This is a genomic window from Chryseobacterium sp. CG10_8 (assembly GCF_058117085.1).
The window spans coordinates 1-26,348 of record NZ_JBYVEB010000014.1; the positions used below are offsets into that span (position 1 = coordinate 1).

The window sequence follows — 26,348 nt, forward strand, 5'->3', positions numbered from 1 at the left end:
AATATTATGTTTAAAATAATATTTTCAATACATTTGTCTACAAATTAGAATAATTATGTATGACAAGTTGGTGAGATCCGAAGTGATGAGGACGATGAGCAAGGAGGTTGACGGCTTCATTGAAAAATATTTGACGCCAGTTGAGAAAATTTGGCAACCTTCTGATTTCTTACCAGATCCAAGTAGTGCAGATTTTAAGCATGATTTGGAGGAAATTCAGACCTTTTCGAGAGAGATGGATTATGATGTTTTCGTTACTTTAATTGGTGATTGCATAACAGAAGAAGCATTACCAAGTTACGAAAGTTGGATTATGGGGATTGATGGGATTAATCAGGAAGACCGAGAAGATGGTTGGGCAAAATGGGTAAGATTTTGGACTGCTGAGGAAAATAGACACGGAGATTTGTTGAACAAGTATTTGTATCTTTGTGGAAGAGTTAATATGAGGGAGATGGAGATTACCACTCAATATTTGATTCAAGATGGATTTGATTTAGGTACTTCAATGGATCCTTATAGAAACTTTGTCTACACCAGTTTTCAGGAAACAGCAACTAATATTTCTCACCGAAGAGTAGGTACTTTTTCCAAGCAAACGGGAAATAAAAAATTAGCAAAAATGTGTGCGGTGATTGCAGCTGATGAGGCGCGTCACGCAAAGGCATATAAGAATTTTGTAGAAAGAATTTTTGAACTTGATCCGTCTGAAATGATGTTGGCATTCGAAGATATGATGAAGAAGAAAATTGTGATGCCGGCGCATTTGATGAGAGAAAGCGGACAAAAAGCAGGAGAATTGTGGAGTCATTTTTCTGATGCAGCGCAGAGATGTATGGTCTACACAGCACAAGATTATATTGATATTCTGAAGGAGTTATTAGATGATTGGAAGATTGAGCATATTGATGGACTTACAGAAAGAGCTCAGAAAGCGCAAGAATATTTGATGAAACTTCCGAGTAGACTACAAAAAATTACGGACAGAATTGCAACTCCAGATTTGCAATATCAGTTCCGATGGGTGAGATCCTAATTTAGATTTATATTTTTATAGAGAGAGGGATGGTGCTTTTTGGCATCATCCCTTTTATTTGTATCTTTGCGAAACACAAAATTTTTATTGATGAGGAGTAACAAAAAACTAGCAATTGATTTTGATGGAACTATCGTTCAGGATGCGTATCCGGGAATTGGGAAACCTATGACCTTTGCATTCGAGACGCTTAAGAAACTTCAAAGTGAAGGTTACAGATTGATTCTTTGGACGTACCGATCTGGAAAAACTTTAGAGGAAGCAGTCGAATTCTGTAAAAAAAACGGAATCGAATTTTATGCTGTTAATTCAAGTTTTGAAGGGGAAGTTTTCGATCACAAAACACAATCAAGAAAAATTGATGCTGATCTCTTTATCGATGATAGAAACTTGGGAGGTTTTCCAGGTTGGGGAGAGATCTATAACATCATCAATGAAAAAATAGAATTCAGAGTAGAAGGAAAAGAAGTCTTAGCTTATTCTAAATTAAAAAGAGAAAAGAAAAAAGGGCTATTCTGGTAATATTGAACCAAGATACAAGAGCCAAGCATCAAGATATTTTTGTCTCGATTCTTGGCTCTTGGTTCTAAAATCAAAAAAAATGATTCATCTAAAAACTATAGAAGAACTCCGATTAATGAAGGAGGCAGCTCAATTGGTTTCCAAAACTTTGGGAATGTTGGCTAAAGAGATAAAACCTGGAGTGACCACTAATTATTTAGACAAATTAGGAGGGGAGTTTATCAGAGATCACGGTGCCGAACCAGCCTTTTTAGGAATGTATGGTTTTCCAAAGAATTTGTGTATTTCTCCAAATACTGAAGTCGTACATGGGATTCCTAATGACGTTCCGTTGGAAGATGGGGATATCCTTTCTGTTGATTGTGGAACCTATATGCATGGATTTTATGGTGATCATGCCTACACTTTCGAAGTAGGAGAAGTTAATGCGGAGACCAAGAAATTACTCAAAATTACCAAAGAATCTTTATACAAAGGTATCGAACAATGTGTTCGTGGGAAAAGGGTTGGTGACATTTCCAATGCCATCCAGACTTATTGCGAGAAAGAAGGTTATGGTGTAGTAAGAGAATTGGTAGGACATGGTTTGGGTCGCAAGATGCACGAAGATCCGCAAGTTCCCAACTACGGAAGAAAAGGGAGTGGAAAAGTTTTGAAAGATGGAATTGTTCTTGCCATAGAACCTATGATTAATATGGGAACCGAAAAGGTAAAATTCCATAAAGATGGATGGACTGTAACAACTTTGGATAACAAACCATCAGCTCATTTCGAGCATGACGTGACCATTATCGGAGGAAAGCCAGTATTGTTGTCAACCTATCAATATATCTATGACGCGCTTGGAATCGTGAGTGACGAAGAAAAACCATTTCAATTGGATTTTTGATGAAGAAATTAGCCAAATTTTTTCTGAACAAAGTGCCAAGACCAATGCTGATTAACTTCAGTATTGCAATGCGTCCAATTACAGACTTTTACTTCAAAGGAGATCACTTTGTAGATCCTATCAATGGGAAATCTTATCGCAAATTTCTGCCTTATGGTTACGGAAAGCAAAGAGAAAATGCACTTTCTCCAGGAACTTTAAGCCTTGAAAGACATCGTCAAATGTGGCTTTACCTTCAGAATGAAACCGACTTTTTTACTAAAAATTATAAAGTTCTTCATATAGCACCAGAGCAAGAATTCTTGAGAAAATTCAAGAAGATGAAGAATTTGGATTACATTTCAGCTGACTTATATTCTCCGATTGTTGATGTCAAAGCTGATATTTTAAATTTACCTTTTGAGGACGAGTCATTTGATGTTGTTTTTTGTAATCATGTTTTAGAACATATTCAGGATGATCGAAAAGCAATGTCCGAATTATATCGGGTAATGAAGAAAGGAGGGTGGGGAATTCTACAAGTACCCATGAAAAACTCTCTGGAAGTGACCTATGAAGATTTTAGCATTACTGATCCTAAGGAACGTCAAAAGCATTTTGGTCAATATGATCATGTGAGATGGTACGGAATGGACTATTTTAATCGTTTGGAAAGCGTCGGTTTTGATGCACAAAAGCTTTTTTATTCTCAGAAGTTTTCTAAGGAGGATCAAAAGAAATTTGGCCTTATGGAAAACGAAATTCTCCCAGTAGTTAACAAAAGATAATTTTTTTCATTTTTTCTTAAATTTCATATTTAACAATTTTGTTAAATCATTTGTTTGACATACATTTGCACGAAATTGTTTAACAAAAATGTCAAACCAAAATAAGGAACAGACCGAAAAGCTGATTAAAGAGACGGTGAAGAACCTTCTTTTTGTCCAAGGTCGCTTTAATGCGACGACTCAGGAAATCGCTGATGAAGCTGGAGTTAATCGTACTTTGATTAACTATTACTTCCGTTCTCGAGACAAGCTGATGGATATTGTTTTCAAGGAAGCGCTTGAAGTAGAGAAGGGGAAATCACAGCACGTACTTAATTATAATTTAACTTTCAAGGAGAATCTTTCTCTGTTTATAGAGAAAAGTTTGCAAACCAATCTCAAATATCCTTACCTAGAAACATACATAGTTTCTCAGATGAACACTCAGGATTGTCAACCTCTCAAGGAAGGAAAAGGAGAGATGATGGAGTATTTTCATGCTGCTTACAAAGAGGAAGTTAAAAACGGGAATATTGAGGACGTTGGAGCGTTCCAATTTTTGCTAAATCTCATTTCACTACTCGTTTTTCCAAGTGCATCAAGGCCATTGCTTATGGAGAATTTTGATCTAGATGCGGCGGAATACGACCAGCTAATTTCCGAGAGAAGGGATATTATCCTTAATGTACTTTTTAAAAAATAAGAAACAAACAATAATAATGAGAAACAAAAATCGAAACCTTGCTAGTCCGCTGAAGATTGGGATTGCAACTGCTTTTATGATTTTTGGAGTTAATGCTATAGAAGCACAACAGGTGGTGACTTTGCAGGATGCCATCACACAGGCGCTTCAAAATAAGGCTGAAGCCCAAAAGGCATCTCTGGAAATTCAAAAAGCCGAATACAAAATCAAGGAAGCGAAAGCAGGGGCGTTGCCACAAGTCTACGCAAGTCCACAACTTACATATAATCCTATGATTCAGCAGAATGTTTTGACGATGACCAACGGTCAAACTGGTGAATCGACAACTATGTTGCTTCAGATGGGGCAGCCATGGACATCAACGATTGCAGCTTCAGTTCAGCAGACCATCTTTGATCAAAGAGTTTTTACTGGTCTTAAAGCTGCCGAAACCACGAGAGAATTCTATGTTCTCAATGCGCAGTTGACCAATGAACAGATTATAGAGAATGTCGCTTTGGCGTACTATGATGTATTTGTTCAGAAGGAAAACCTTCAAACAGCAGAGGAAAGTTATAAGAATATGGAGAAGGTCAGAAATGTTATCAAAAGTTTGGTTGATAATGGTCTTGCAAAACCCATTGACTTAGACAGAACGACAGTACAATTGACCAATATTGCCGCAACAAGACAGAGGTTGATTAATGCGGTTGAAATTACGCAAAATACTCTTAAATTCTATATGGGAGTTCCAATCTCGACACAGATTGCACTTAACGACGAAGATATCGAGCCTAATGAACAATTGATTGCTGAAGGAGTTGACCTTGAAAATCGTTCTGAAATGAAAGTTCTAAAAAAGCAAAAAGAACTTTTGCAACTTAACAAAAAAGCAACCGAAGCCTATCTTTATCCAACTGTTGGTTTGCAAGGTAATTATGGTTGGTACGGCACAGGAAGCAAGTTTCCATGGGTGAACGGTGCCAATAACGGTGTTAACTGGAGTGACTTTGCGAGTATTGGACTTAATATTAATATTCCAATTTTTACAGGAGGAGCGACCAAATCTAGAATTCAACAGGCTGAAATTGACATCCAAAGTCTTCAACAAGATATTAATAATACGGAGTTAGCATTGGATTTAGAATACAGAAATTCGGTTTCTAATCTAGAGAACTCATTGATTAATCTTGAAAACATGAAAGATAATGTGGCTCTAGCAGAGAAAGTTCAGAAAAATACTCAGTCCAATTATCAATATGGTTTGGCTAATTTAACTGAAGTTTTGGACTCGGATAATGCATTGACACAAGCCAAGCAAAATTATGCAACTGCTTTATTAGAGTATAAAAGTGCAGAAATCAAAGTCATAAAATCAAAAGGATTACTCACCACATTAGTTCAACCAAAAAATTAATTAACACATGAAAAAGACGCTTATATATATCGTTATCGCTGCTGTATTAATCGGACTTGCAGCTTGGAAAATTACTGGAAACAAAGAAAAACAAACCGCTGAGGTTGCTGAAGTTGCAAAGCAAGTGGATAAGGTTAATGTTAACGTACTAACGACAAAATACGAAGAAATCAACACGGATTACCTTGCCAATGGTAATTTTATCCCAAAACAAGAATTGTCTTTCCCATCAGAAATTGCGGGAAGAGTGACAAGAGTAATGGTTGACGAAGGTTCTAGAGTTGGTGTTGGACAAGTTCTCGCGATTATTAAAAAAGATGCAATCGAAGTCGATATGACGCAAGCCAATAATACGTTACAAAATGCAATTATTGACAATCAACGATATGAAAATGCTTATAAAACGGGTGGTGTGACCAAGCAGCAATTGGATCATTCTCGTTTGCAATTGAAGAATGCCCAAGCTGCTGTTAGAGCGCAAAATATTAGAGTTAATGATACTTACGTTAAAGCAACAATTCCAGGAATTGTTAATAAAAGAATGATTGAACCGGGTTCTGTAGTGGCACCAGGAACACCAATGTTTGATATCGTTAATATCAACTCACTGAAACTTTTAGTTTTGGTGGACGAAAGTCAAGTTGGAAAAATCCAAATTGGTCAGAATGTGAGCATCAATGTCAACGTTCTTCCTGACGATACTTTCTCTGGTCGAATTACATTTATCGCTCCTAAAAGTGACGCTTCTCTTAATTTCCCTGTGGAAATAGAAGTAGCTAACAACGGAAAGCTAAAAGCAGGGATGTATGGTACAGCTCTTTTCAAAACCAATGGTGGAAGCGAGACAAAAGCGATGTTGACCGTCCCAGCTTCATCTTTTGTTAATGGAGTAAGTGCCGGAGAAATCTTTGTAGTTCAGAACGGCGTTGCCAAATTGGTTAAAGTTGGAGTTGGAAGAGTGTATGGAGACAAAGTTGAGATTTTAAGTGGATTGAAGGAAGGAGAACAAGTCGTGACAAGCGGTCAGATTAACCTTGATAATGGGTCCAAAATTAATATTATAAAGTAGTGGATTTATGAAGTTAGCAGAAATATCCATAAAAAGGCCCACGTTAATCATCGTACTCTTTACGATATTGACTTTGGGTGGTTTGCTTAGTTATTCGATGATGGGGTATGAATTGATTCCGAAATTCGAAGTTAATATCATTACCATTTCTACTGTTTATCCTGGTGCATCACCAAGTGAGGTAGAAACCTCGGTAACTAGAAAAATTGAAGATGCAGTTGGAGCGTTAGAAGATGTCAAAAAAGTGGAAGCTTCATCATACGAAAGTCTTTCGGTAGTGATGATTCAGTTAAATGACGGAGCTGATGTTGATAATATCTTGAACGACGCCCAAAGAAAGGTGAATGCGATTCTCGGTGATTTGCCAGAAGATGTTGATGCGCCTTCTCTTAATAAATTCTCTTTGGATGATTTACCGATCATCACGATGAGTATTTCGAGTGACAAACTCAATGATAAGGAGTTGTATGACCTTCTTGATAAGAAGATTCAGCCTGTCTTTTCGAGAGTAAATGGTGTAGCGGAAGTGGATCTTGTTGGAGGACAAGAAAGAGAGATCAAAGTTAATATCGATGATAAAAAATTAGAAGGTTACGGATTGTCAATTGGCCAAGTTCAACAGGCGATTTTGTCTTCTAATTTGGATTTCCCAACAGGGAATATCAAAACAAGAACAAGTCGGTCTACCATTCGTATTTCTGGTAAGTACAAGACAGTAGAAGAACTTAATAACTTGGTGATTTCTGATATCAGTGGAGCACAGGTGAGATTATCTGATGTTGCAACCGTTTTCGACACTCAAAAGGACGCAGATAAGATAGCACGATATAATCAAAAGCCAACCATTTTGCTTCAAGTTAAAAAGCAAACTGATGCTAATGCGGTTGCTGTTTCGGAAAGCGTTAGAAAGACAATAGAGAAAGTGCAAAAAGACTACGTACAGCAAGGCATAAAACTAAATATCGTTGATGACTCCACCGAATTTACATTAGAGTCAGCTGACCACGTTATTTTTGACTTGTTTCTTGCAATTGTGTTAGTGGCAATCGTGATGTTGTTGTTCTTGCATTCAGTTAGAAACGCATTTATCGTAATGATTTCGATTCCAATGTCATTGATTGCAACATTTATTGGAATGAATTTGATGGGCTACACCCTTAACTTGATGTCATTATTAGGGCTTTCCCTTGTTGTTGGTATCTTGGTGGATGATGCGATTGTTGTGCTTGAGAACATCTATCGACATATGGAGATGGGTAAAGGCAAAATAAGAGCAGCCTATGATGGAGCTTCGGAGATTGGATTTACGGTATCGGCGATTACTTTGGTAATTGTAGTAGTATTCTTACCAATTGCGATGAGTTCTGGTTTGGTAGCAAATATTTTAGCACAGTTTTGTGTCACGGTAGTTATTGCAACGATGCTATCCTTATTGGCTTCCTTTACGATTATTCCATGGTTATCTTCAAGATTTGGAAAATTAACCCACTTAACTGGGAAAAATCCATTTGAGAAATTTATTCTATGGTTCGAAAGAATGATTGACGCATTCACCCATTGGATTACAGATATTTTAGAGTGGTGTCTTAAGACCACTTTAAGAAGAGTGTTGACGGTGGTTATAACTTTCATGGTTTTAATTTCTTCTTTCGGGTTGGTTGGAGCAGGTTATATCGGAGGCGAATTCTTCCCAGGAATGGACCGCGGACAGTTTTTGGTACAAATGGAATTGCCTAAAGATGCCACCATTGAAAAAAGTAACCAAATTACACTTGAAGTTGAAAAATTCCTTAGAGGAGATAAGGATGTTCTCAATATGATTACGACGGTTGGTCAACAATCTAACGGTTTTGGTGGAGCACAGTCTACGCCATATCAATCGGAAGTTCAGGTTATTTTGGTTGATAAATCAAAACGTCCAGATAACACCAATATTAAAGCGGCAAAAATTAAAAGAGCCTTAGAAGAAAAATTCACGGGAGTTGAATTCAAAACTGCACCAATTGGAATTATGGGTGCTGAAAACGCACCAGTGGAATTAACAGTAACGGCTCCTGATAACGAAACTGCAAATAAAGAAGCGAACCGAATTTTAGCTTTATTGAAAAAAGTTCCAGGTGCAGTTGATGCAGAATTATCTACAGATACTGGTAGTCCAGAAGTTCAGGTGAGTATCAATAGAGATAAAATGGCAGCTTTGGGACTGAATTTGGCGACTGTTGGTCAGACGATGCAGACTGCATTTAGCGGAAATACTGATGGTAAATTCAAGGCAGGAGAGTACGAATACGATATCAACATTCGTTTTGCAGACAACGATAGAAAATCTATTGATGACGTAAGGAATTTGATTTTTACAAATAATAAAGGCGAACAGGTCCGTCTAAGTCAGTTTGCCGATGTTGAAATGGGTTCTGGACCGAGTTTACTTCAACGTAGAGACAAAGCTCCAGCGGTAAAAGTTTTAGCAAAAGCAGTAGGACGACCAGTGGGGACCGTAGCTCAAGAATGGGCTGACCAATTCATGACATCGGATAAAAAGCCTGCGGGTGTTAACTATCTGTGGGGTGGAGATATGGAAAATCAGGAAGAAGGATTTGGTACTTTAGGTATCGCTTTATTGGCGGCTATCGTTTTGGTTTACTTGGTAATGGTATCATTGTATGATAGTTTTGTATATCCTTTTGTGGTATTATTCTCTATTCCATTGGCGTTAATTGGAGTAATGCTAATCCTAGCTTTAACTGGTAACTCTTTGAATATTTTCACCATGTTAGGGATGATCATGTTGATTGGTTTGGTGGCGAAAAATGCGATTTTGATTGTCGATTTTACCAATATGAGAAAAGCAGCAGGAGCAAGTACGCATGACGCTTTGGTTCAAGCTAATCACGCTCGTCTTCGTCCAATCTTGATGACAACTATTGCGATGATTTTTGGTATGTTGCCGATCGCTTTAGCAGAAGGAGCAGGAGCAGAGATGAACAAAGGTCTAGCTTGGGTAGTTATTGGAGGTTTGACTTCCTCTTTATTCTTGACATTGATTATCGTACCAGTGGTATATTCGATATTTGATTCGATATTGAGAAGATTTGGTAAAGATATTAAAGTGGATTACGATGCCGAAATGAAGGCTGATTACGTTCACCGCGAATTAAGTGAGGACGGATATACTCCGAAACATATCGATGATGATATGTTGTAAAACATATTTAATAAAACGGCACTTCCAGAGAAGTGCCGTTTTTGTTTATTTCGTGTTGTCCGTTTTTTTCTTTTTAGCGATATTTTCACTTCGTACTTTCAGGGAAAGTCGGGTTCTTTTATCAATCATTTTTCTATTGATCGTATTCCATTCTTCACGTGTAATCCACTGAAGGTTATTGGCTTTGTTGTTAGCCGCTTTTTTATCAATATGATGTAGTATTTTTTTACCTTCTTCTGGTTCTGGCAAAAATAATTCTGCAACCAAGTGAGCAACACTGAAGCTTTTAACCGTATTGATTTTATTAATGGTTTTTGAGAAAGTAACTTGCGCTGTAAATCCTCGACTCAACCTTGTTTTCAATAGAGTCTCTCTTCCACAGCGTCTCACTCTACCATGATTTGATACTTCGTAATCAAATTCATGATACTTTTTCCAAATTTCTTTCATGAGTAGATGTTTTTTAATATTTAATAACTTGCAGCTTATATAATAAAATTTCTAGACCTCTCTTTTGACTAAGCTAAAATCGTAACTCCTTTTTGCAACATTTCGTAGATGGCATCTTTACCATTTTCAGGTTTTACATTAACAGCACGAGTCCCACTAAAGTGCAGGCAAGTAATAAATCCAGCATTAACGGCATCAATACAAGTGTATTTAACACAATAATCCAATGCGAGACCAACAATTTCGACCAATTCTATGTCGTGAAATTTCAAAAAATCCTCCAATCCTGTTTTTATGAAATGGTTATTATCCTGAAATCCACTATAGCTGTCAATATCCACGTGGGTTCCTTTTTGGATAATGTGGGTAGCTTTTTCGATTTTCAAATCTTTATGAAACTCCGCTCCGAAGCTTCCTTGGACACAATGATCTGGCCACATAAATTGGGGAAGACCGTTCAATAATATGGTTTCTCCCACTTTTTTTCCGTTGGTAGATGCAAAACTTTTGTGATTTGCAGGGTGCCAATCCTGAGTAAAGACAATTTGATCGTAATTATTTCTATCTATTAAGAGATTAACAAATGGAATGATTTCGTTAGCGTTGGGGACTTCGAGAGCACCTCCTTGGCAAAAATCGTTCTGAACATCAACAACAATAAGCGCTTTTTTCATTTACTATTTTTTATTTGAATAAATTTGTTCCTATTTTAAAGTCGTAAATTTACAAAACATAATTTCTAAAAGAGTTACCAACTATAATTCTTTTGGACAAAATCAGATACTATGGGATTTTTAGATTCAATTTTTGGAAGTTCGGAAGGTGGACAATTGCCTGCTTTTTGGAATGTTATCGATTCGGAAGAGGCTTTGGATAAGGCTATTGAAGCTTCATTTCAAAATAAAGTTGTGATCTTCAAACATTCTACCCGATGTTTTATCAGTAAATCTGTTTTGAAAAATTTTGAAAAGGAAATCGAAAACAGTGATGCAGATTACAAGTTTTATTATTTGGATCTGTTGAATTATCGACCTTTTTCTAATCGTATTTCGGAAGAGTTTGGGATTCATCACGAAAGTCCTCAAATGATTGTTCTCGAAAATGGAAAATCAATAGCAGATGCTTCTCATGAAAGTATAAGCCTACAATTGGTATAAAAAATATGGAAAATATAGAAATTTATCTGTCAGAAGTTTTGGAGATTCCCAAAGATGCGGTCTCAGCCTGCAGCAATTTTTATGTGGCGAAAACCGTTTCGAAGAACGAGTTTCTTTTAAGAGAAGGAGAAATTTGCGAATACACTTTCTTTGTAGAAAAGGGATTGTTAAGGATGTATTCCATTGACAAGAACGGGAAGGAGCATATTATCCAGTTTGCGCCTGAGAAGTGGCTTATTTCGGATAGAAGTTCGCTTTACTTCAATGAAAAGTCTAAATATTTTATTGAAGCAGTTGAAGATTCAGAAATCCTATTGTTAAAGAGTGATTTTTTTCAAAATATGTCCAATGAGTTTCCGAAAACGTTGGGTAATAATGACTTGTTGCTTCAGAAACATATCAAGAATCTTCAGAATCGAGTCAATTCTTTGCTTGCAGAAACAGCGGAAGAAAGATACATGAATTTCATCAAGATGTATCCCGATATTTTGCTTCGAGTCCCGCAATGGATGGTCGCTTCTTATCTTGGAATTACTCCCGAAAGTTTGAGTAGGGTAAGAAAAGAATTGGCCAAGAAAAATTTTAAAACTTCATAAAAAAAAAGGAATCCAAACTGGATTCCTTTTAAATGTTGTTACCTAAAGAAATTATTTACCCAAATACGATTTCAAGATTTTGCTTCTCGTATTGTGTTTCAATCTTTTGATTGCTTTTTCCTTAATCTGTCTTACACGCTCTCTCGTCAAGTCGAATGTTTCTCCAATTTCTTCCAAAGTCATTGGGTGTTTCCCATTAAGACCGAAGTACAATCTTACCAAATCAGCTTCTCTTGGAGTCAAAGTTTGTAATGCTCTTTCGATTTCGATTTGAAGTGATTCCAACATCAAGTCTTTATCTGGACTTGGAGACTCTCCAGAACGAAGTACGTCATACAAGTTAGAATCTTCTCCTTCAACCAACGGCGCATCCATAGAAAGGTGTCTTCCGCTGTTTTTCATAGATTCCTTGATGTCTTCTTCGCTCATATCCAAAACTTCAGCCAATTCTTCAGGAGAAGGTGGTCTTTCGTTTTCTTGCTCTAAGTGAGCATACGCTTTATTGATTTTGTTGATAGAACCAATTTTGTTAAGCGGAAGACGTACAATCCTAGATTGTTCTGCTAAAGCTTGTAAAATAGACTGACGAATCCACCATACAGCATACGAAATAAATTTGAAACCTCTGGTTTCATCGTATCTTTTGGCAGCTTTCATCAATCCGAGATTTCCCTCGTTAATCAAATCTGGAAGAGATAAACCTTGATTTTGATATTGTTTAGAAACCGAAACAACGAAACGAAGATTGGCTTTGATTAATTTTTCCAAAGCTGCTCTGTCTCCAGCGCGAATACGCTGTGCTAATTCTACTTCTTCGTCTGCGGTGATTAGGTCAACTTTTCCAATTTCTTGTAAATACTTGTCGAGTGAGGCGGTTTCCCTGTTGGTAACCTGTTTAGTAATTTTAAGTTGTCTCATTTATAAATGTCTCGATTTTTTTTCGAACTGTACTTACATATACGAAGCAACTTTGCCAAAGGTTACAAATATTTCGGAAATAGATGATTTATTTTTGAAAAGAATTTTCGTTTTACTTCACAAAAATTGAAATAGAGGGTAGTAATTCTCCTATTTATTTTAGAATTTCCCTTATTTTATTGGCGTTGACAATGAGTTCTTCTAGAAATTCCCAGTTCTCTTTCTCCAAAGCGGATTTAAATTTCCTTAACTGCGTAATATGTTCGTTCAAAACATCCAAAACATTTTCCTTATTTTGTTTGAAGATTGGAACCCACATTTCTGGATGCGACTTTGCCAATCGAACAGTACTGGAAAAACCAGAACTCGCCAGCTGAAAAATGGTGTCCTCTTCTTTTTCTTTTTCCAAAACAGTATTGGCGAGGGCGTAAGAAGTGATGTGGGAGATGTGCGAAATGTAAGCGGTGTGAATATCATGGTCTTTACCAGACATATAGATAGGGTGCATCTCTAATTGTGAAGTTAAATTTTTGACAACTTCTAACGCATCCACATCCGAATTTTCTTGATCACAAATGACGGCAGCTTTGCCCAAAAAGCTTTCTGAAGTTGCTGCTTCTGGACCAGAGTTTTCAGTTCCCCACATGGGATGAAATGCCACAAAGCGGCTTCTCATTGGGTGATTTTTGATGTTTTCTAAAATTTCAAATTTGGTTGAACTTACATCAACTACTGTTTGAGATTTTGTCACTTGATCTAGAATTTTTGGAAGCAAGTCTTTAACGATACTTGCTGGAATAGCAAGAATGATCAAGTCAGATTGAGAAATACCTTCTTCTAAAGTCACTGATTGGTCGATGATTCCTAAGTTTAAGGCTTTTTCTAGATGTTGAGGATTGTTGTCAACACCGAAAATATGCGTGACAAAATTTTTTTTTCTAAGCTTTAACGCAATGGAACCTCCAATGAGTCCGACTCCGATAAGGGTAATATTCATTTATCTCAATTTTTTAAGTGTCAAAAATTTTGCATTTTCTTCACACTTTTCGAAAGTGATAATGTATTGTGGATTTTCTTTTGGGTATTGCAAAAGATAGTCAGGGCAAGGTTTTTTCTGCGCATGACTTTTATCAAAATCAACGTATCCACCCATAATAATACTGTCTTTGAGAAATTTCTCATTGACGTTATTGAGTTTCATCTCCTGAGAAAAAGTAGGGGTGTACTCAAGATCTTTGCTCAATGTTTCGGCAATTACTCTCGAATTCGGGAGATATCCACTGCAGCTTGCGCCTTTTTTGTTCAAAATAAAAAACACAATAATGAGTCCAGGAATTACCCCGATAAGATAGAATTTCAGTTTTCTTAACATTGAAATTGATTAAAAAATAAGTAAATTAATATCGTGATAGGTCAAATCGAATCGATCACAAATTGATTTGTTAGTGTGTCTGCCTTTGTACATATACAAACCTGGTTTCAGATGGTTTTTGCGCAAAAGCATATTTTCCAAACCGCCTTCTTCATCATAGTTAAGAAGATAGGATAGGAAAAAGTTAGAAATAGCCTTGGTGGTTGTTCTAGGCATTTTCGACGTGATATTAGGTAACCCACAATGCACGATATCGTGTTTGATAAAAAATGGATTTTCCATTGTTGTAAGCTCCGAAGTTTCGAATATCTTACCATTGTCAATTGATATATCCAATATGACGCTCCCTTTCTTCATCCTCATTACCATCTCCTCACTTACAATTGGAGTTCTGTTCATCGTTGGAAGTGCACCAATCACCACATCTGCTCTTCTCAAAGCTTTTTTTAATTCTTTTGGGTCTATAATTGAAGTGGGGATTCTACCATCAACTACGGTCTGAAGTCTTCTCAACTTAGAAAGGGAATTGTCAAATACTCTAACACTGGCTCCAAGCCCTAGTGCAGCCTTTGATGCGTATTCGCCGACGATTCCTGCTCCGATAATGAGGACTTCTGCAGGTCTAACACCCGTAATTCCTCCAAGCATTAATCCATTGGAAAGGGCTAAAAGTTCACTTGCATAAAGGATCGAAATGTTTCCCGCAATTTCACCAATCATCCTTACTAAAGCCAATTGCTTGTATTCGTCTAAAATAAATTCAAAAGCAATAGCGTTGACTTTCTTTTCAGCAAGTTGCTTGAAGTAATCAGAGTCTCTCAAGTTGATCTGAAGAGCAGATACCAAGTAGGAATTACACTTTAGATACTGGATTTCCTCTGTTGTTGGAGGGTTGATTTTTAGGACAATATCTTGTCCAAAAGCAACTTTGGGGTCATCTGTAATTTTTGCCCCTGCTTCTGCATACTGTAAATCGGTAAAAAAGGAACTTTTTCCTGCGTCTTTTTCAATGAAAATTTCATGTCCGTGATCTGTAAGAACTTGTACTGCATCAGGTGTGATGCATGTTCTTCTCTCATTAAGACAGGTTTCCTTTGGAATCCCGATGCTGAATTTTTTGCCTTTTTTTACAACTTCTAGTTTTTCTTCAGTTGGCATCAGTTCCGTTTCGGAAAAAGGGGTAAAGATTGGTGAGTTTCCCATTGTTTACAGTTAAGTTGCAAAGATAAAAAATTACCTTACACAAAATGCAATGTTCTGGAATCTCCGTCATGTTCGATGGTGATTTCGTGATAATCCCAGTTTTTGAGTTCGGATTCGTAGATTTCTGGCCACTCGATAATCGAAAGGTAGCCTCCTTCCAAATATTCTTCGATACCGATATCAAAAGCTTCATTAATATTTTTTAATCGGTAAAGGTCGAAGTGAAAAACATTGCCTTTCGGCGTGATATATTCGTTTACAATGGCGTAGGTCGGAGAGGAGACTTCATCTGTACTCCCCATTTCTCTTAATAAAAATTGGGTGAATGTTGTTTTTCCAGCACCAAGATTTCCTTTTAACAAAAGGATGTTATGTTTCAGTTGAGGAAGAATGGCTTCAACTATCTGTTGCCAATCTTTTTCTGTTGGAACTTGCATTTTCATGTTGCAAAATTACTCAAATTTCTAGCCTATTGAAAACTAAATTTATAATCAGTTTTTCGTTTTTTAATCCTATTTTTGAATTAAATCATTCATGCATTCCCATTAATTGTCATATGATTTTCCGTATTTTTACGCCATGATTACGAAACAGACCATAGACAAGATTTTTTCAACCATAAGAGTGGAGGAGATTATCGGAGAATATGTTCAGTTAAAAAGAGCGGGGACCAATTTCAAGGGATTGAGTCCTTTTCATGATGAAAAGACTCCAAGTTTTGTAGTGTCTCCAAGCAAACAGATATGGAAAGATTTCTCTTCTGGGAAAGGAGGAACTGCTATATCTTTCTTGATGGAAATCGAAGGGTTTACCTATCCCGAAGCACTTCGCCATGCTGCTAAAAAGTATGGAATCGAAGTTGAAGAAGATATCCAAGAACTCAGCGAAGAGCAAAAGCAAGCGCAGACAGACAGAGACTTGCTTTTCAAAATTCATGAGGTCGCCAACGATTTTTATCAAAATCAATTATACGAAACTGAGGAGGGTAAACTTATTGGACTTTCTTATTTCAAAGAAAGAGATCTTAAGGAAGATACGATTAGAAAATTTCAGTTAGGGTACTCTCCCGAACAGAAAAATGCCTTCACTGAGTTTGCTTTAGAGAAGGGGTATTCCAAAGATATCTTGGAAAAATCAGGATTGTCCATCTTTCCAGAGAATTCACCTGCGGGAATCGACCGTTTCAGAGAACGAGTAATTTTTCCTATTCATAGTTTTTCTGGAAGAGTTTTAGGCTTCGGAGCAAGAATTTTGAAGTCTAATGTTAAGACAGCCAAATACCTTAACTCTCCCGAAACTGAAATCTATCACAAGTCCAACGTTTTATACGGACTTAATCAAAGTAAGCAATCCATTTCAAGAAATAATCTTTGCCTTTTGGTGGAAGGTTATATGGATGTTATAGCGCTACATCAGGCTGGTATAGACAATGTGGTGGCAAGTTCTGGAACTTCGTTGACCGTCGAACAAATCAAACTTATCAAGCGGTTAACGGAGAATGTGACCATTCTTTTTGATGGTGATGCTGCGGGAATTAAGGCAAGTTTCCGAAGTATTGACATGTTGTTGACGGATGGGATGAATATTCGCGTGGTCCTTTTTCCAGATGGAGATGACCCAGACAGTTTTTCCCGAAAACATCCTCGTGAATTTGTCGAAAATTATATCAAAAGCGAAGCAAAGGATTTTATTGATTTCAAAGCTGAAATTCTTTTAAAAGAAGCAGGAGAGGACCCGATAAAAAAAGCCGAAGCTATTAGAGATATCGTGAAATCGGTAGCTTTGGTTCAGAACTCTTTGAAGCAAGAGGTTTTCTTGAAGGAAGTTTCAACGAAATTTGGAGTTTCGGAGCAGTCTCTTTTCAATGAATTGGGTGTCCAGAAGGACCAGAATGTCGAAAATAAAAGACGCGAAAAACCTTCCATTCCGACCAAATTAGAAGTCGTTGCACCTCCTAAAATAGAACTGAGTGCCCTTCTTATTTTGGAAGAAAAATTGGTGGAGTTGATGTTAAAATATGGAGAACAGATTCTGCATCGTCGAGACCTCAATAATGAACCTTATGATATCACGGTGATTGAGGAGATTATTCATCATTTGGAGGAGGATAATTATCGAATTCAGTCCGAACTTAATAACAAAATTATTTCTCATATCAAAGAAGGAATGGGGCAGAATGAACTTCGGTCGGGTAACTTTTTCTTTGGATTAATGGATGAAGAAATGGACGGAAAAATTGCAGATGTTTTTGTGGAACCTTATGAAACCAGCAATTGGGAAAAACATAATATCTATTTCGGAAGAGAAAGCGAATTGGTTCCTCAGATTGTAAGCGATGTAATCATCCGACACAAGAGGGAGTTTATTGTACAAATGATTCGAGATATCAAGATAGAGCTTGATTATACCGATGAAAAGACGGAGTTATATCAAAAAATTGTACATCTTACTCAGCTCAAAAACCAAATCGACACAGACTTATATCGAATTCTGTGACATTTTGGCTATATTTGAAATAGGAATGGTTTTTGGAAAAAGCAAGGAAACCTTTCATTAAAAATAGGTTTTGAAACAAAACTTTCAGTATTAGTAAAATTTAAAAACGTATGAATATTAAAAAAGAATTTAGGGATTTTTCCGTAAAACACATGGGAAACAGCGGATTAGCTACTGATGAATATATGGGATTAATGCCTCAGAATCTTACACCTTACATTATGGAAGAACGTAGGATGAACGTGGCTCAAATGGACGTTTTTTCTCGTTTGATGATGGACAGAATCATCTTTTTAGGAACAGGAATCGATGACCAAGTGGCAAACATTGTAACAGCGCAGTTGTTATTTTTAGAAAGTTCTGATCCTAATAAGGATATTCAAATCTATATTAATTCTCCAGGAGGAAGTGTATATGCTGGTTTGGGTATCTACGACACGATGCAGATTATTAAGCCAGATGTTGCTACTATCTGTACAGGAATGGCTGCGTCAATGGGTGCTGTTCTTTTGGTTGCAGGTGAAAAAGGAAAAAGATCAGCGTTGAAGCATTCAAGAGTAATGATTCATCAGCCATCAGGAGGAGCTCAAGGTGTAGCTTCTGACATGGAAATCAACCTTAGAGAAATGTTGAAGTTGAAAAAAGAACTTTACGATATTATCGCTCAACATTCTGGTCAGTCATATGACTGGGTGGAGAAATCTTCTGACCGTGACTATTGGATGACTTCTTCCGAAGCAAAAGAATTCGGAATGGTTGATGAAGTATTAGAAAAGAAGAGCTAATAGAGCTTTCGATAAAATAAAAAGGAGCGATTAATTATCGCTCCTTTTTATTTTATATTTTTTTAGAATTTAACTTGCAGTCCCAAACCGTTTTGATTAGCTACTACAAAGTACTCTTTTTTTGTATAGGCTTCTAACATTGCTGTCTTCTTTGCCTCTTTCATTTGGCTGTGTCCACTGATTTTCAGTATTGCTCCAACACCCATTGCTCCAAGACCAATCAGGACAGGTACTTTTGCACCCCCTGTTGAAGTGGAGGAAACGCCATCCTGTGTTGGAATATTTAAAATAACTCCAACAAGAGCAATGGTACCGCCACCAATTAAAAAACCGTTGCCAACGCTATTTAATTTTTTTCCACGGATGTAATCCACATTGGTTTCATACTTTTTAGAATCAGCTTTTTGAACATCATCTTTAAAAGAGCTTGTTTCCTGAGTATTGATAGTCTTAATAGAATTAACATATAAAAACTCAGCAACATTGGTTTCTGCATTTACAAAATTGACCTTGTCACCATTGTGAACTAGATCCCTGTAAGGAATTTTAAGGTCTGTAATCGTCGTAATAATGCCTTTAGGTGATTTTTCTGGAATGGTGGTTTGTCCAAAAATTGTCAAACTACAAAACAAGGCAAAACACAGAATGAGCGTTTTCATTATGGATTAAATCCTTCAATAATTTTTGAAAAATCAGCGATATTAAGAGCTGCACCACCAATTAATCCTCCATCAACATCTGGTTGAGAAAAAATTTCTTTAGCGTTATCTGGTTTTACAGAACCTCCGTAAAGGATAGAAACTTCGTCAGCCACTTCTTGACCATATTTTTCAGCAATAAGACCACGGATATAAGCGTGAACTTCTTGTGCTTGTTCTGCAGTAGCTGTTTCACCTGTTCCGATTGCCCAAACTGGTTCGTATGCGATAACTACTTTTTTGATTTCGTCAGCAGAAAGCGTGAAAAGAGCAACTTGCGTTTGATTTTTGATCACTTCTAGGTAAGAACCATCTTTTCTTTGCTCTAATTTTTCACCATTACAATAGATAGGAGTAAGACCGGCATCCAACAGCAATTTAACTTTTCTATTAGCATGACTATCCGTTTCACCATGATATTGTCTTCTTTCCGAATGTGCGATGATAGAACCATCTAATCCGATAGATTTCAACATTTCTACAGAAATTTCTCCTGTGTAAGCACCACTTTGATACTCGCTCATGTCCTGAGTGTAGACTTCAACTCTGGAATTTTCAAAAATATCTTTTGCCAACATGCTGTAGACAGCAGGAGGTGCAATATACACTTCGCAGTTGGAGTTATGGCTATTGGTATAAGCCAATAAATCGTTCATCAACTGTTGCGCTCCGGATAAATCTTTGTTCATTTTCCAGTTTCCGGCTACAATGTTCTTTCTCATAATTTTTTTTATTTTTTTGTTCTTTAATTATTCTTTAATTCCCTCTAACTTAAACATAAATGCATACACTAATGCCACATCTTTGAGATAATCAAATCTACCTGAAGCTCCACCATGTCCGTAAGACATGTCTGTTTTTAGAAAGATGATATTATTTCCAGACTTGATGTCTCTAAGTTTTGCGGTCCATTTTGCAGGTTCAAAATACTGAACCTGAGAATCATGAAGTCCAGTGGTTATCAATAGATTGGGATAGTTTTTCTTTTCAATATTTTCGTAAGGCGAATACGATTTCATATAGAAATAGGCTTCCTTATTATTTGGATTTCCCCATTCGTCATACTCATTGGTTGTCAATGGAATGCTTTCGTCTAACATGGTGTTGACCACATCTACGAAAGGAACTTGTGCAATAACACCTTTCCACATTTCTGGTGCCATATTAGCAATTGCTCCCATCAACAATCCTCCAGCTGAACCTCCTTGAGCATAAAGTTTTTTTGATGACGTGAAATTTTGTTCGATTAAATATTTTCCAGAATCAATGAAATCGGTGAAAGTATTTTTCTTTTTCATCATTTTTCCATCTTCATACCACTGTCTTCCCATTTCTTGTCCGCCTCTTATATTCGTTAATGCATAAACAAACCCTCGATCTAACAACGAAAGTCGAGCACTGCTAAATGTAGCATCCATCGAATTTCCATAAGAACCATACGCATAGAGAAGCAAAGGATTTTTACCATTTTTAACCAATCCTTTTTTGTACACCAGCGAAATTGGAATTTTAGTGCCGTCTTTTGCTGTTGCGAAAACTCTTTCAGTTACATATTGATTTTTGTCGTAACCACCGAGAACCTCCTGTTGTTTAAGCAAAATTCTTTTTCCCGAAGCTAAATCTTGCTCATACTGAGAAGATGGAGTAATCATGGATGTGTATCCGAATCTGAAATTATCTGTATTGTATTCTGGATTTCCTGATGGATAAACGGTATAAGTTGCTTCGTCAAATTTTAGAAACTCCTTCTTGCCAGTCTTTCTGTTCATAATTACCAATTGCGAAAGACCATTCTGACGTTCAGAGAAAACCAAAAAATTTTTGAATTCAGAAATACCTTCCATCAAGACATCTTTGCGATGTGCAACAAAATCTTTCCAGTTTTCGACCCCCGTATTATTGATAGGAGTTTCTATAACTTTGAAATTAAGCGCATCTTTATTGGTGGTGACAAGAAATCGGTCTTCTAAAGCCGTTACATCATACAAAACGTTTTTCATCCTTGGTTGAAAAACTTTGAAATCGTCCATTGGTTGATTAGCATCGATATATTGAACTTCGGAAGAGGTTGTTGCCGCTGAATTTATGAAGATAAATTTTTCATTCTTAGATTTGTAAACACCAATATAGTTGGTTTTATCTTTTTCGTCATAAACCGTGACATCATTACTGGAATCTGTTCCGATAACATGTCGAATGATTTTCTCTGAAAGTAAAGTTTCAGGATTATTAGAGGTGTAAAAAAATGTTTTATTATCATTAGCCCAAACAGCGTAGCCAGATGTGTTTTTAATATTGAGATCGGTGATTTTACCAGAAGGTAAATCTTTGATAAAAAGCTTATATTGTCTTCTGGAAACATCATCAACACCAAACACCATTTTGGTATTATCAGGACTAATATTATACCCCGATGCCGAATAATAAGGTTTTCCTTCTGCCATTTGGTCTACATCCAAGAGAATTTCTTCAGGAGCTTTAAGATTTCCTTTTTTTCGACAATATTTATAATACTGTTTTCCAGTTTCGGTTTTCGTGTAATAATAGTAACCATTTTTAAATATAGGAACAGATTCATCCTTTTCCTTAATTCTGGCTTTCATTTCCGCGAAAAGTTTTTCCCGAAAAGTTTCAGTATCTTTCATCATCGACTCCCAATACTTATTTTCCTCGGTAAGATATTCAACCACTTTTGTAGAGTCTTTACCTTTTTTGAAGTAATCAATCATCCAATAGTAAGGATCATTAACCGAGTCACCATGAATTGTTCTGATGTGCTCTTGTTTTTCGGCTATAGGCGGTTTTACATTTGGCCAATTTTGTGCAGTGCTCATACTTGAAAATAAGATAGCAGAAATGATTAGAAAATTTTTCATCATTACTATTTTTTAAGTTTAGTCCATCTGCCACATGTTTTTCAACAGTTTGTAGAAGCGGTGTTCCTCTTCACGAACTATGTGGTCGGCTTTGATTAATGATTTTGCGAATTTTACAAAATCTACTCTTTCTTTTTCTGTCGAATCGTCATGGAAACAACGAGCATGAAACTCAAAATGGTCTTTCCAATCTTCTGGTTGTAAAGTAGAAATAACTTCTAACTCATTATCCAAATTGATGCGGAAAGGAAATTCTTCCGCCAAATATTCTTGAATTTTCATCCCTTCTGCTGGTACGAATTCTCCGTCAACAGCCGAAAGAATCATTAATAAATGGTAACCTGCAATGGATTTGTTTGATTTTTGCAACATAATTATTCTTTTATTTATAGTAGTCTAATGCTCTTAGTTTATCAACAATTTTTCCTTTTTCTAGAATCAAAATGGAAGGATTACTTCTCGCAATTGTTTTGATTGCTGTTCCGTCCATAATGGTCTCGTTGATATTTTTAAAGGTTCCTGGTTCTGAAGATACGCCCATTACAACAGTGTTCTTCTCGGATTTTAATTGAGTTTCTATTTTCTGCAAAACTTCCGCATCAACTTGTTTCGGATAATACGTGAAAACCAATATCGCTCGTGGAGCTTGCAGAATTTCAGCTTTTCTGTCAACAAGGTCTTTATCCAATAAATTGAATTTGGTAATTTCGGAAACATAACCCTGTTTAACTAATTGAGAAACGCTTTTGCCTTCCTCTACTTCCCAAGGTGTGCCATCTTGCCAATATTCTTCCTTGTTGAGGTAATCATCTTGATTTAAAGTGATTTCTTGACCCGTTTTTTTATTTTTTAAAGTATATATCGTGGTATAGACAGAAGGATTTTCATTAATTTTCTTAAGTTCAGCGTTGATGTCCGTTCCGATTTTGTAGTCTCTAAAATCAATAAGTGGTTCTTTTCTAATTCCCCAAATCATCATCATGGTGAAAATGAACATGCTCAATATAAAAAGTCCTTTACTCCCTTTGTTAGAGTCGGTTACTTCTTCTTTTTTGTACATCATCCAGAGAATAAGAAGGGCAACCAACAAGACCATATCCTTGATAAAACTTTGCCAAGGCGTGAATTTAATAGCATCACCAAAACAGCCACAATCCGTTACTTTATTAAAATATGCTGAGTAAAATGTCAAAAACGCAAAGAAAACACAGAGTGAAATTAGGGCAATTAGCGTTTTCTTAAGATTGATTTTAAGAAGAAGCATCACTCCCAAAGCAAGTTCGAGAAGAACTACAAAAATAGCAATGGGTAAAGAATTAGATTCCAAAAATCCGATGTTGAAAACATCTGGTGCAAAGTACTCCTCTAATTTGAAGGAAAATCCTCTTACATCGACCGCTTTAACAAAGCCTGATGCAATAAATATGAGTGCTACAACAATTCTTAAAATCCCTTTCATTTATATTTTTTTTCTAGTTACTAGTTTCTCGTTGTTGGTTTCTAGTTTCTAAGTGTTACTATAATTATTTTTCATCCATCATCCATCATCCATCATTTATCCATCATCATTTACTACGCTTCTCGCGTAATTACTTGTGATTTTTGGTTGCTGTCTTCCATCATTTTGATAAGACAAAATACAGCGTAATTGAGCATGTCAAAATAATTGGCGTCGATTCCTTCCGAAACCAAAGTAGCTCCTGCATTGTCTTCTATCTGTTTAGTTCTCAACACTTTTTGATAGATAAGATCCGTAATGGACGAAATTCTCATTTCGCGCCATGCTTCACCATAATCATGGTTTTTGCGTTGCATTAGTTGTTTGGCTTCCTCAGCGAAGCGGTCATACAAGGCCATTATCTCAATAGGATTGCTTTCCAGAACATCCGAAACACCCTTCTCTAATTGTATTAATCCAATGATTGAGTAATTAATAATAGCGATGAATTCCTCATCTTCGCTTTCGTTAACTAACTTTTTTCCATTGATTTGAATGGTCCTTATTCGATTGACTTTGATATAGATTTGATCGGTTACAGAACTCGTCCTCAAAACACGCCATGCTGTCCCATAATCTTTCATTTTTTTGGTAAACAAATCACGACAGGTTTTGATGACTTGGTCGAACTCTTGTGAAGTTTTCAACATAATTTAATTTGTTGTTCAAAGATAGGTAATTTGTCTGGAAGATGGAAGTTAGATGATAGATGTCAAATTTTATTTTGTGCTTTTTCACTTGCTTTATTGCCTATATTTGAAGTGTAAATTTTCAATTTGAAAAAAATAGCACTACTTTGTCTTTATATTTTTTTTCTTGGTTGTCAAGAGAAGGAAGCCGTATATGTTGAAACTAAGAAAGGAGATGTTTATTTGGATTTCATAGCCACTTTGGAAACTGTAGTCAGCTACAATGCTAATCCTGATGCGGACGGGAACTTTCAATCAATTGCAGATTTTGACTATAAAAAGGATCCTCTTTTGAGGGAACTTACGAAACAGCCTTACTTTGAGGGAGATCTTCTCAATGTGAAAAAGCTAAAACCTAATGTTGAGCCGAATAAAAAATATTTCTTAGACAAGGATAAAAAAATCAGTTTTGAAGTTGTATTGAAAAATTATGCGTCTGAAGCAAAGTTAAAATTACAATCAGGAAACCAGCTATACACTTATCTGAGACCAATGCTTCAAGTGGAAGTAGTTAGTATTCTAGACCTTGACAAAGATGGAATTAAGGAGGTAATTATTATTCAGTATGGTTATTTTATGAATACAGAACATTATTATTTCGAAGTTTATAGTCCATTAAAAAAGTGAAAGTTACCGCATGAAGATACTTCGACTATTAACCATTGTTTTATTCCTTTTTTCATGTAAAAAAGAGGAAAAAAAAGTGATTCCGTGGAAATTGGGTGAATTGACTTTTTCTACCCAATGCATATTGGCTACAGATTTTATTAAAGATGGTGCTCCTTTGAAAATAAATATTGATTCGGTACTTACAAATGAAAATAGAAAGTATGTAGAACCCTTATCAAAAGAAAGTTTCTTAAGTGGCAATCAAATTCTTTTGGAAAATTTTAAAGCAAACGCCATTGCAGATAAAGCGTATTTTCTTGATGAAAATCGTCAAATCATACTATTGTATCATAATAAGTCCGAAGAATCCATCAACTTTAGAATACAAAGAGACAAAGAAAATGTGGAGGTGGATGAAATTTATTTTACTGACAAATTGAAAGGAGTTCTTTTGAAAGATTTGGACAAAGATGGAATAAAGGAGATTATCATGTTGCGATATTACCTTTCTGAAGAATCATATAGTGGTAATATGTATCAAGTAAATGTTTATTCGGTTGTTGACTAATTTTTATCTTTGTGATTATGTTGAATATGCTTAGCGAACAGAATTTTTTTATTAATTGCAAGGGCAAATTAATTGATTTGTCAACTCCCAAAATCATGGGAATTCTCAACTTGACACCGGATTCTTTTTCGGATGGTGGACAATTTAATTCTGAGAAATTAGCTCTACAACAGGTTGAGAGAATGATTTCCGAGGGAGCTGATTTTATTGATATTGGCGCGCAATCGACACGACCTAATGCAGATTTGATTTCAGCAAAGGAGGAAATTTCAAGAATTGGAAATTTAATTTCATTGATTAAAAAGGAATTTCCAGATATTCTGATTTCTTTAGATACGTTTTATGCCGAGGTGGTAAAGTTTGGTTTTGATCAAGGAATTGATTTAGTAAACGATATTTCTGGAGGAAACTATGACGAAAATTTATTAAAAACAGTCGCAGAAACGGGTCTTCCATATGTATTGATGCACAGTCCTATTTCGTATGAAAGTATGCATAACAAGAATATCGAAGATGATGTGACTATTTTTATTAATCGATATTTTTCTCAGAAAGTTTCACAAATTTACACACTTGGAATCAAAGATGTTATCTTGGACCCAGGTTTTGGATTTGGTAAAACCATTGTACAAAATCACCAAATGATTGACGACTTACCATATATTGGTTTTGATCGTTTGCCTTTGTTAGTAGGTATCTCGAGAAAATCTTTCATATATAAACCACTTGACAAAATGCCTTTGGAAATAGGAGAGGAGACTCAAGTTTTGCATCAAAGACTTTTAGAAAAAGGAGCTAAAATTCTTAGGGTTCACGATGTTGCGGCAACAAAGAAAACATTTGATGATTTCTTTCTGAAAGGCTGAA

General features: G+C 36.2%; 28 protein-coding genes. 15 read left to right on the forward strand and 13 right to left on the reverse strand.

The features are described 5' to 3' along the window. Positions 1–55 precede the first annotated feature (55 nt). The 8 genes from AC4AGG_RS04205 (at position 56) to AC4AGG_RS04240 (ending at position 9,566) form a co-directional block, all read left to right on the forward strand. Positions 56–1,036, forward strand: coding sequence for an acyl-ACP desaturase (locus tag AC4AGG_RS04205; RefSeq protein WP_489770733.1), 981 nt, complete (start codon positions 56–58; stop codon positions 1,034–1,036). 90 nt (positions 1,037–1,126) lie between these two features. Next, entirely contained in the window at positions 1,127–1,558 is a 432-nt protein-coding gene (locus tag AC4AGG_RS04210) for a BT0820 family HAD-type phosphatase (RefSeq protein ID WP_489770734.1), read from the forward strand. A 79-nt stretch (positions 1,559–1,637) separates the two neighbouring features. Then, positions 1,638–2,447 (forward strand): type I methionyl aminopeptidase, encoded by an 810-nt coding sequence (gene map / locus AC4AGG_RS04215; RefSeq protein ID WP_489770735.1) that lies wholly within the window; start codon positions 1,638–1,640, stop codon positions 2,445–2,447. Further along, positions 2,447–3,214 (forward strand): class I SAM-dependent methyltransferase, encoded by a 768-nt coding sequence (locus AC4AGG_RS04220; protein ID WP_489770736.1) that lies wholly within the window; start codon positions 2,447–2,449, stop codon positions 3,212–3,214. Before map ends, AC4AGG_RS04220 begins: the two co-directional genes overlap by 1 nt. An 88-nt stretch (positions 3,215–3,302) precedes the next feature. After that, complete coding sequence (locus tag AC4AGG_RS04225) at positions 3,303–3,896, forward strand: TetR/AcrR family transcriptional regulator (protein ID WP_489770737.1); 594 nt, start codon at positions 3,303–3,305, stop codon at positions 3,894–3,896. A gap of 16 nt (positions 3,897–3,912) precedes the next feature. Continuing rightward, positions 3,913–5,292, forward strand: coding sequence for a TolC family protein (locus AC4AGG_RS04230; protein WP_489770738.1), 1,380 nt, complete (start codon positions 3,913–3,915; stop codon positions 5,290–5,292). Positions 5,293–5,299: 7 nt separating this feature from the next. After that, positions 5,300–6,361, forward strand: a complete 1,062-nt coding sequence (locus tag AC4AGG_RS04235; protein WP_489770739.1) for an efflux RND transporter periplasmic adaptor subunit — start codon at positions 5,300–5,302, stop codon at positions 6,359–6,361. Positions 6,362–6,368: 7 nt separating this feature from the next. Beyond that, positions 6,369–9,566, forward strand: coding sequence for an efflux RND transporter permease subunit (locus tag AC4AGG_RS04240; protein ID WP_489770740.1), 3,198 nt, complete (start codon positions 6,369–6,371; stop codon positions 9,564–9,566). Between the two features lie 45 nt (positions 9,567–9,611). Here the strand turns inward: AC4AGG_RS04240 and AC4AGG_RS04245 are convergent, their stop codons facing one another. Next, entirely contained in the window at positions 9,612–10,016 is a 405-nt protein-coding gene (locus AC4AGG_RS04245; RefSeq protein WP_489770741.1) for an NUMOD4 domain-containing protein, read from the reverse strand. A gap of 68 nt (positions 10,017–10,084) precedes the next feature. Further along, positions 10,085–10,690 carry a bifunctional nicotinamidase/pyrazinamidase gene (gene pncA / locus AC4AGG_RS04250; RefSeq protein WP_489770742.1) on the reverse strand — a complete coding sequence of 202 codons (606 nt, stop codon included), beginning with the start codon at positions 10,688–10,690 and terminating at the stop codon, positions 10,085–10,087. Positions 10,691–10,801: 111 nt separating this feature from the next. Here pncA and ytxJ point away from each other — a divergent pair, with 111 nt between their 5' ends. Together ytxJ and AC4AGG_RS04260 are read left to right on the forward strand one after the other, a co-directional pair. Continuing rightward, positions 10,802–11,173, forward strand: coding sequence for a bacillithiol system redox-active protein YtxJ (gene ytxJ, locus AC4AGG_RS04255; protein ID WP_489770743.1), 372 nt, complete (start codon positions 10,802–10,804; stop codon positions 11,171–11,173). A 5-nt stretch (positions 11,174–11,178) separates the two neighbouring features. After that, positions 11,179–11,769, forward strand: a complete 591-nt coding sequence (locus AC4AGG_RS04260; RefSeq protein ID WP_489770744.1) for a Crp/Fnr family transcriptional regulator — start codon at positions 11,179–11,181, stop codon at positions 11,767–11,769. 51 nt (positions 11,770–11,820) lie between these two features. On the opposite strand, the gene AC4AGG_RS04265 is transcribed toward AC4AGG_RS04260, so the two are convergent. From AC4AGG_RS04265 to tsaE, 5 genes are all read right to left on the reverse strand, one after another. Beyond that, on the reverse strand, positions 11,821–12,687 hold the full coding sequence (locus AC4AGG_RS04265; RefSeq protein WP_297984577.1) for a sigma-70 family RNA polymerase sigma factor: 867 nt from the start codon (positions 12,685–12,687) through the stop codon (positions 11,821–11,823). 154 nt (positions 12,688–12,841) lie between these two features. Beyond that, positions 12,842–13,684, reverse strand: coding sequence for a prephenate dehydrogenase (locus AC4AGG_RS04270; RefSeq protein ID WP_489770745.1), 843 nt, complete (start codon positions 13,682–13,684; stop codon positions 12,842–12,844). Continuing rightward, complete coding sequence (locus AC4AGG_RS04275; RefSeq protein WP_489770746.1) at positions 13,685–14,059, reverse strand: hypothetical protein; 375 nt, start codon at positions 14,057–14,059, stop codon at positions 13,685–13,687. Between the two features lie 9 nt (positions 14,060–14,068). Next, on the reverse strand, positions 14,069–15,262 hold the full coding sequence (locus tag AC4AGG_RS04280) for an alanine dehydrogenase (RefSeq protein WP_489770747.1): 1,194 nt from the start codon (positions 15,260–15,262) through the stop codon (positions 14,069–14,071). 35 nt (positions 15,263–15,297) lie between these two features. Continuing rightward, positions 15,298–15,705 carry a tRNA (adenosine(37)-N6)-threonylcarbamoyltransferase complex ATPase subunit type 1 TsaE gene (gene tsaE, locus AC4AGG_RS04285; protein WP_489770748.1) on the reverse strand — a complete coding sequence of 136 codons (408 nt, stop codon included), beginning with the start codon at positions 15,703–15,705 and terminating at the stop codon, positions 15,298–15,300. A gap of 136 nt (positions 15,706–15,841) precedes the next feature. On the opposite strand from tsaE, the gene dnaG reads away from it, so the two are divergent. Both dnaG and clpP read left to right on the forward strand, forming a co-directional pair. Continuing rightward, complete coding sequence (gene dnaG / locus AC4AGG_RS04290) at positions 15,842–17,758, forward strand: DNA primase (RefSeq protein WP_489770749.1); 1,917 nt, start codon at positions 15,842–15,844, stop codon at positions 17,756–17,758. 110 nt (positions 17,759–17,868) lie between these two features. Beyond that, a complete protein-coding gene (gene clpP, locus AC4AGG_RS04295) occupies positions 17,869–18,543 on the forward strand; it encodes an ATP-dependent Clp endopeptidase proteolytic subunit ClpP (RefSeq protein WP_489770750.1) in 675 nt (224 codons plus the stop codon). A gap of 62 nt (positions 18,544–18,605) precedes the next feature. Here clpP and AC4AGG_RS04300 read toward each other — a convergent pair whose 3' ends face one another. From AC4AGG_RS04300 to AC4AGG_RS04325, 6 genes are all read right to left on the reverse strand, one after another. Continuing rightward, positions 18,606–19,202, reverse strand: coding sequence for a hypothetical protein (locus AC4AGG_RS04300; protein ID WP_489770751.1), 597 nt, complete (start codon positions 19,200–19,202; stop codon positions 18,606–18,608). Continuing rightward, a complete protein-coding gene (tpiA, locus tag AC4AGG_RS04305; protein WP_489770752.1) occupies positions 19,202–19,963 on the reverse strand; it encodes a triose-phosphate isomerase in 762 nt (253 codons plus the stop codon). The genes AC4AGG_RS04300 and tpiA overlap by 1 nt, the downstream gene beginning before the upstream one ends. 27 nt (positions 19,964–19,990) lie before the next feature. Then, a complete protein-coding gene (locus AC4AGG_RS04310; protein WP_489770753.1) occupies positions 19,991–22,117 on the reverse strand; it encodes a S9 family peptidase in 2,127 nt (708 codons plus the stop codon). Between the two features lie 18 nt (positions 22,118–22,135). Then, positions 22,136–22,486, reverse strand: coding sequence for a tellurite resistance TerB family protein (locus AC4AGG_RS04315; protein WP_489770775.1), 351 nt, complete (start codon positions 22,484–22,486; stop codon positions 22,136–22,138). A 13-nt stretch (positions 22,487–22,499) separates the two neighbouring features. Then, the gene (locus AC4AGG_RS04320; protein ID WP_489770754.1) at positions 22,500–23,576 is read right to left on the reverse strand and encodes a BT_3928 family protein; all 1,077 of its coding nucleotides are present in this window, start codon (positions 23,574–23,576) and stop codon (positions 22,500–22,502) included. Between the two features lie 113 nt (positions 23,577–23,689). Further along, positions 23,690–24,265, reverse strand: coding sequence for a DUF1599 domain-containing protein (locus tag AC4AGG_RS04325; RefSeq protein WP_489770755.1), 576 nt, complete (start codon positions 24,263–24,265; stop codon positions 23,690–23,692). A 126-nt stretch (positions 24,266–24,391) separates the two neighbouring features. Between AC4AGG_RS04325 and AC4AGG_RS04330 the strand changes: the two genes are divergently transcribed. From AC4AGG_RS04330 to folP, 3 genes are read left to right on the forward strand one after another with little or no spacing between them, the layout of a single operon-like run. Beyond that, positions 24,392–24,931 (forward strand): hypothetical protein, encoded by a 540-nt coding sequence (locus AC4AGG_RS04330; protein ID WP_489770756.1) that lies wholly within the window; start codon positions 24,392–24,394, stop codon positions 24,929–24,931. A 10-nt stretch (positions 24,932–24,941) separates the two neighbouring features. Next, a complete protein-coding gene (locus AC4AGG_RS04335; RefSeq protein ID WP_489770757.1) occupies positions 24,942–25,481 on the forward strand; it encodes a hypothetical protein in 540 nt (179 codons plus the stop codon). Positions 25,482–25,498: 17 nt separating this feature from the next. After that, positions 25,499–26,347 (forward strand): dihydropteroate synthase, encoded by an 849-nt coding sequence (gene folP, locus AC4AGG_RS04340; protein WP_489770758.1) that lies wholly within the window; start codon positions 25,499–25,501, stop codon positions 26,345–26,347. The last annotated feature ends 1 nt before the right edge of the window (position 26,348 follow it).

Bases quoted from the DNA above. Each gene is read 5' to 3' on its own strand.
- AC4AGG_RS04245 (WP_489770741.1), bottom strand. From the start codon at position 10,016: ATGAAAGAAATTTGGAAAAAGTATCATGAATTTGATTACGAAGTATCA.
- AC4AGG_RS04320 (WP_489770754.1), bottom strand. From the start codon at position 23,576: ATGAAAGGGATTTTAAGAATTGTTGTAGCACTCATATTTATTGCATCA.
- map (WP_489770735.1), top strand. From the start codon at position 1,638: ATGATTCATCTAAAAACTATAGAAGAACTCCGATTAATGAAGGAGGCA.
- clpP (WP_489770750.1), top strand. From the start codon at position 17,869: ATGAATATTAAAAAAGAATTTAGGGATTTTTCCGTAAAACACATGGGA.
- pncA (WP_489770742.1), bottom strand. From the start codon at position 10,690: ATGAAAAAAGCGCTTATTGTTGTTGATGTTCAGAACGATTTTTGCCAA.
- AC4AGG_RS04280 (WP_489770747.1), bottom strand. From the start codon at position 15,262: ATGGGAAACTCACCAATCTTTACCCCTTTTTCCGAAACGGAACTGATG.
- AC4AGG_RS04265 (WP_297984577.1), bottom strand. From the start codon at position 12,687: ATGAGACAACTTAAAATTACTAAACAGGTTACCAACAGGGAAACCGCC.
- AC4AGG_RS04300 (WP_489770751.1), bottom strand. From the start codon at position 19,202: ATGAAAACGCTCATTCTGTGTTTTGCCTTGTTTTGTAGTTTGACAATT.
- AC4AGG_RS04275 (WP_489770746.1), bottom strand. From the start codon at position 14,059: ATGTTAAGAAAACTGAAATTCTATCTTATCGGGGTAATTCCTGGACTC.
- folP (WP_489770758.1), top strand. From the start codon at position 25,499: ATGTTGAATATGCTTAGCGAACAGAATTTTTTTATTAATTGCAAGGGC.
- AC4AGG_RS04325 (WP_489770755.1), bottom strand. From the start codon at position 24,265: ATGTTGAAAACTTCACAAGAGTTCGACCAAGTCATCAAAACCTGTCGT.
- AC4AGG_RS04270 (WP_489770745.1), bottom strand. From the start codon at position 13,684: ATGAATATTACCCTTATCGGAGTCGGACTCATTGGAGGTTCCATTGCG.
- AC4AGG_RS04235 (WP_489770739.1), top strand. From the start codon at position 5,300: ATGAAAAAGACGCTTATATATATCGTTATCGCTGCTGTATTAATCGGA.
- AC4AGG_RS04210 (WP_489770734.1), top strand. From the start codon at position 1,127: ATGAGGAGTAACAAAAAACTAGCAATTGATTTTGATGGAACTATCGTT.
- AC4AGG_RS04335 (WP_489770757.1), top strand. From the start codon at position 24,942: ATGAAGATACTTCGACTATTAACCATTGTTTTATTCCTTTTTTCATGT.
- AC4AGG_RS04205 (WP_489770733.1), top strand. From the start codon at position 56: ATGTATGACAAGTTGGTGAGATCCGAAGTGATGAGGACGATGAGCAAG.
- tpiA (WP_489770752.1), bottom strand. From the start codon at position 19,963: ATGAGAAAGAACATTGTAGCCGGAAACTGGAAAATGAACAAAGATTTA.
- AC4AGG_RS04220 (WP_489770736.1), top strand. From the start codon at position 2,447: ATGAAGAAATTAGCCAAATTTTTTCTGAACAAAGTGCCAAGACCAATG.
- AC4AGG_RS04240 (WP_489770740.1), top strand. From the start codon at position 6,369: ATGAAGTTAGCAGAAATATCCATAAAAAGGCCCACGTTAATCATCGTA.
- AC4AGG_RS04230 (WP_489770738.1), top strand. From the start codon at position 3,913: ATGAGAAACAAAAATCGAAACCTTGCTAGTCCGCTGAAGATTGGGATT.
- AC4AGG_RS04225 (WP_489770737.1), top strand. From the start codon at position 3,303: ATGTCAAACCAAAATAAGGAACAGACCGAAAAGCTGATTAAAGAGACG.
- ytxJ (WP_489770743.1), top strand. From the start codon at position 10,802: ATGGGATTTTTAGATTCAATTTTTGGAAGTTCGGAAGGTGGACAATTG.
- AC4AGG_RS04310 (WP_489770753.1), bottom strand. From the start codon at position 22,117: ATGAAAAATTTTCTAATCATTTCTGCTATCTTATTTTCAAGTATGAGC.
- tsaE (WP_489770748.1), bottom strand. From the start codon at position 15,705: ATGAAAATGCAAGTTCCAACAGAAAAAGATTGGCAACAGATAGTTGAA.
- AC4AGG_RS04260 (WP_489770744.1), top strand. From the start codon at position 11,179: ATGGAAAATATAGAAATTTATCTGTCAGAAGTTTTGGAGATTCCCAAA.
- dnaG (WP_489770749.1), top strand. From the start codon at position 15,842: ATGATTACGAAACAGACCATAGACAAGATTTTTTCAACCATAAGAGTG.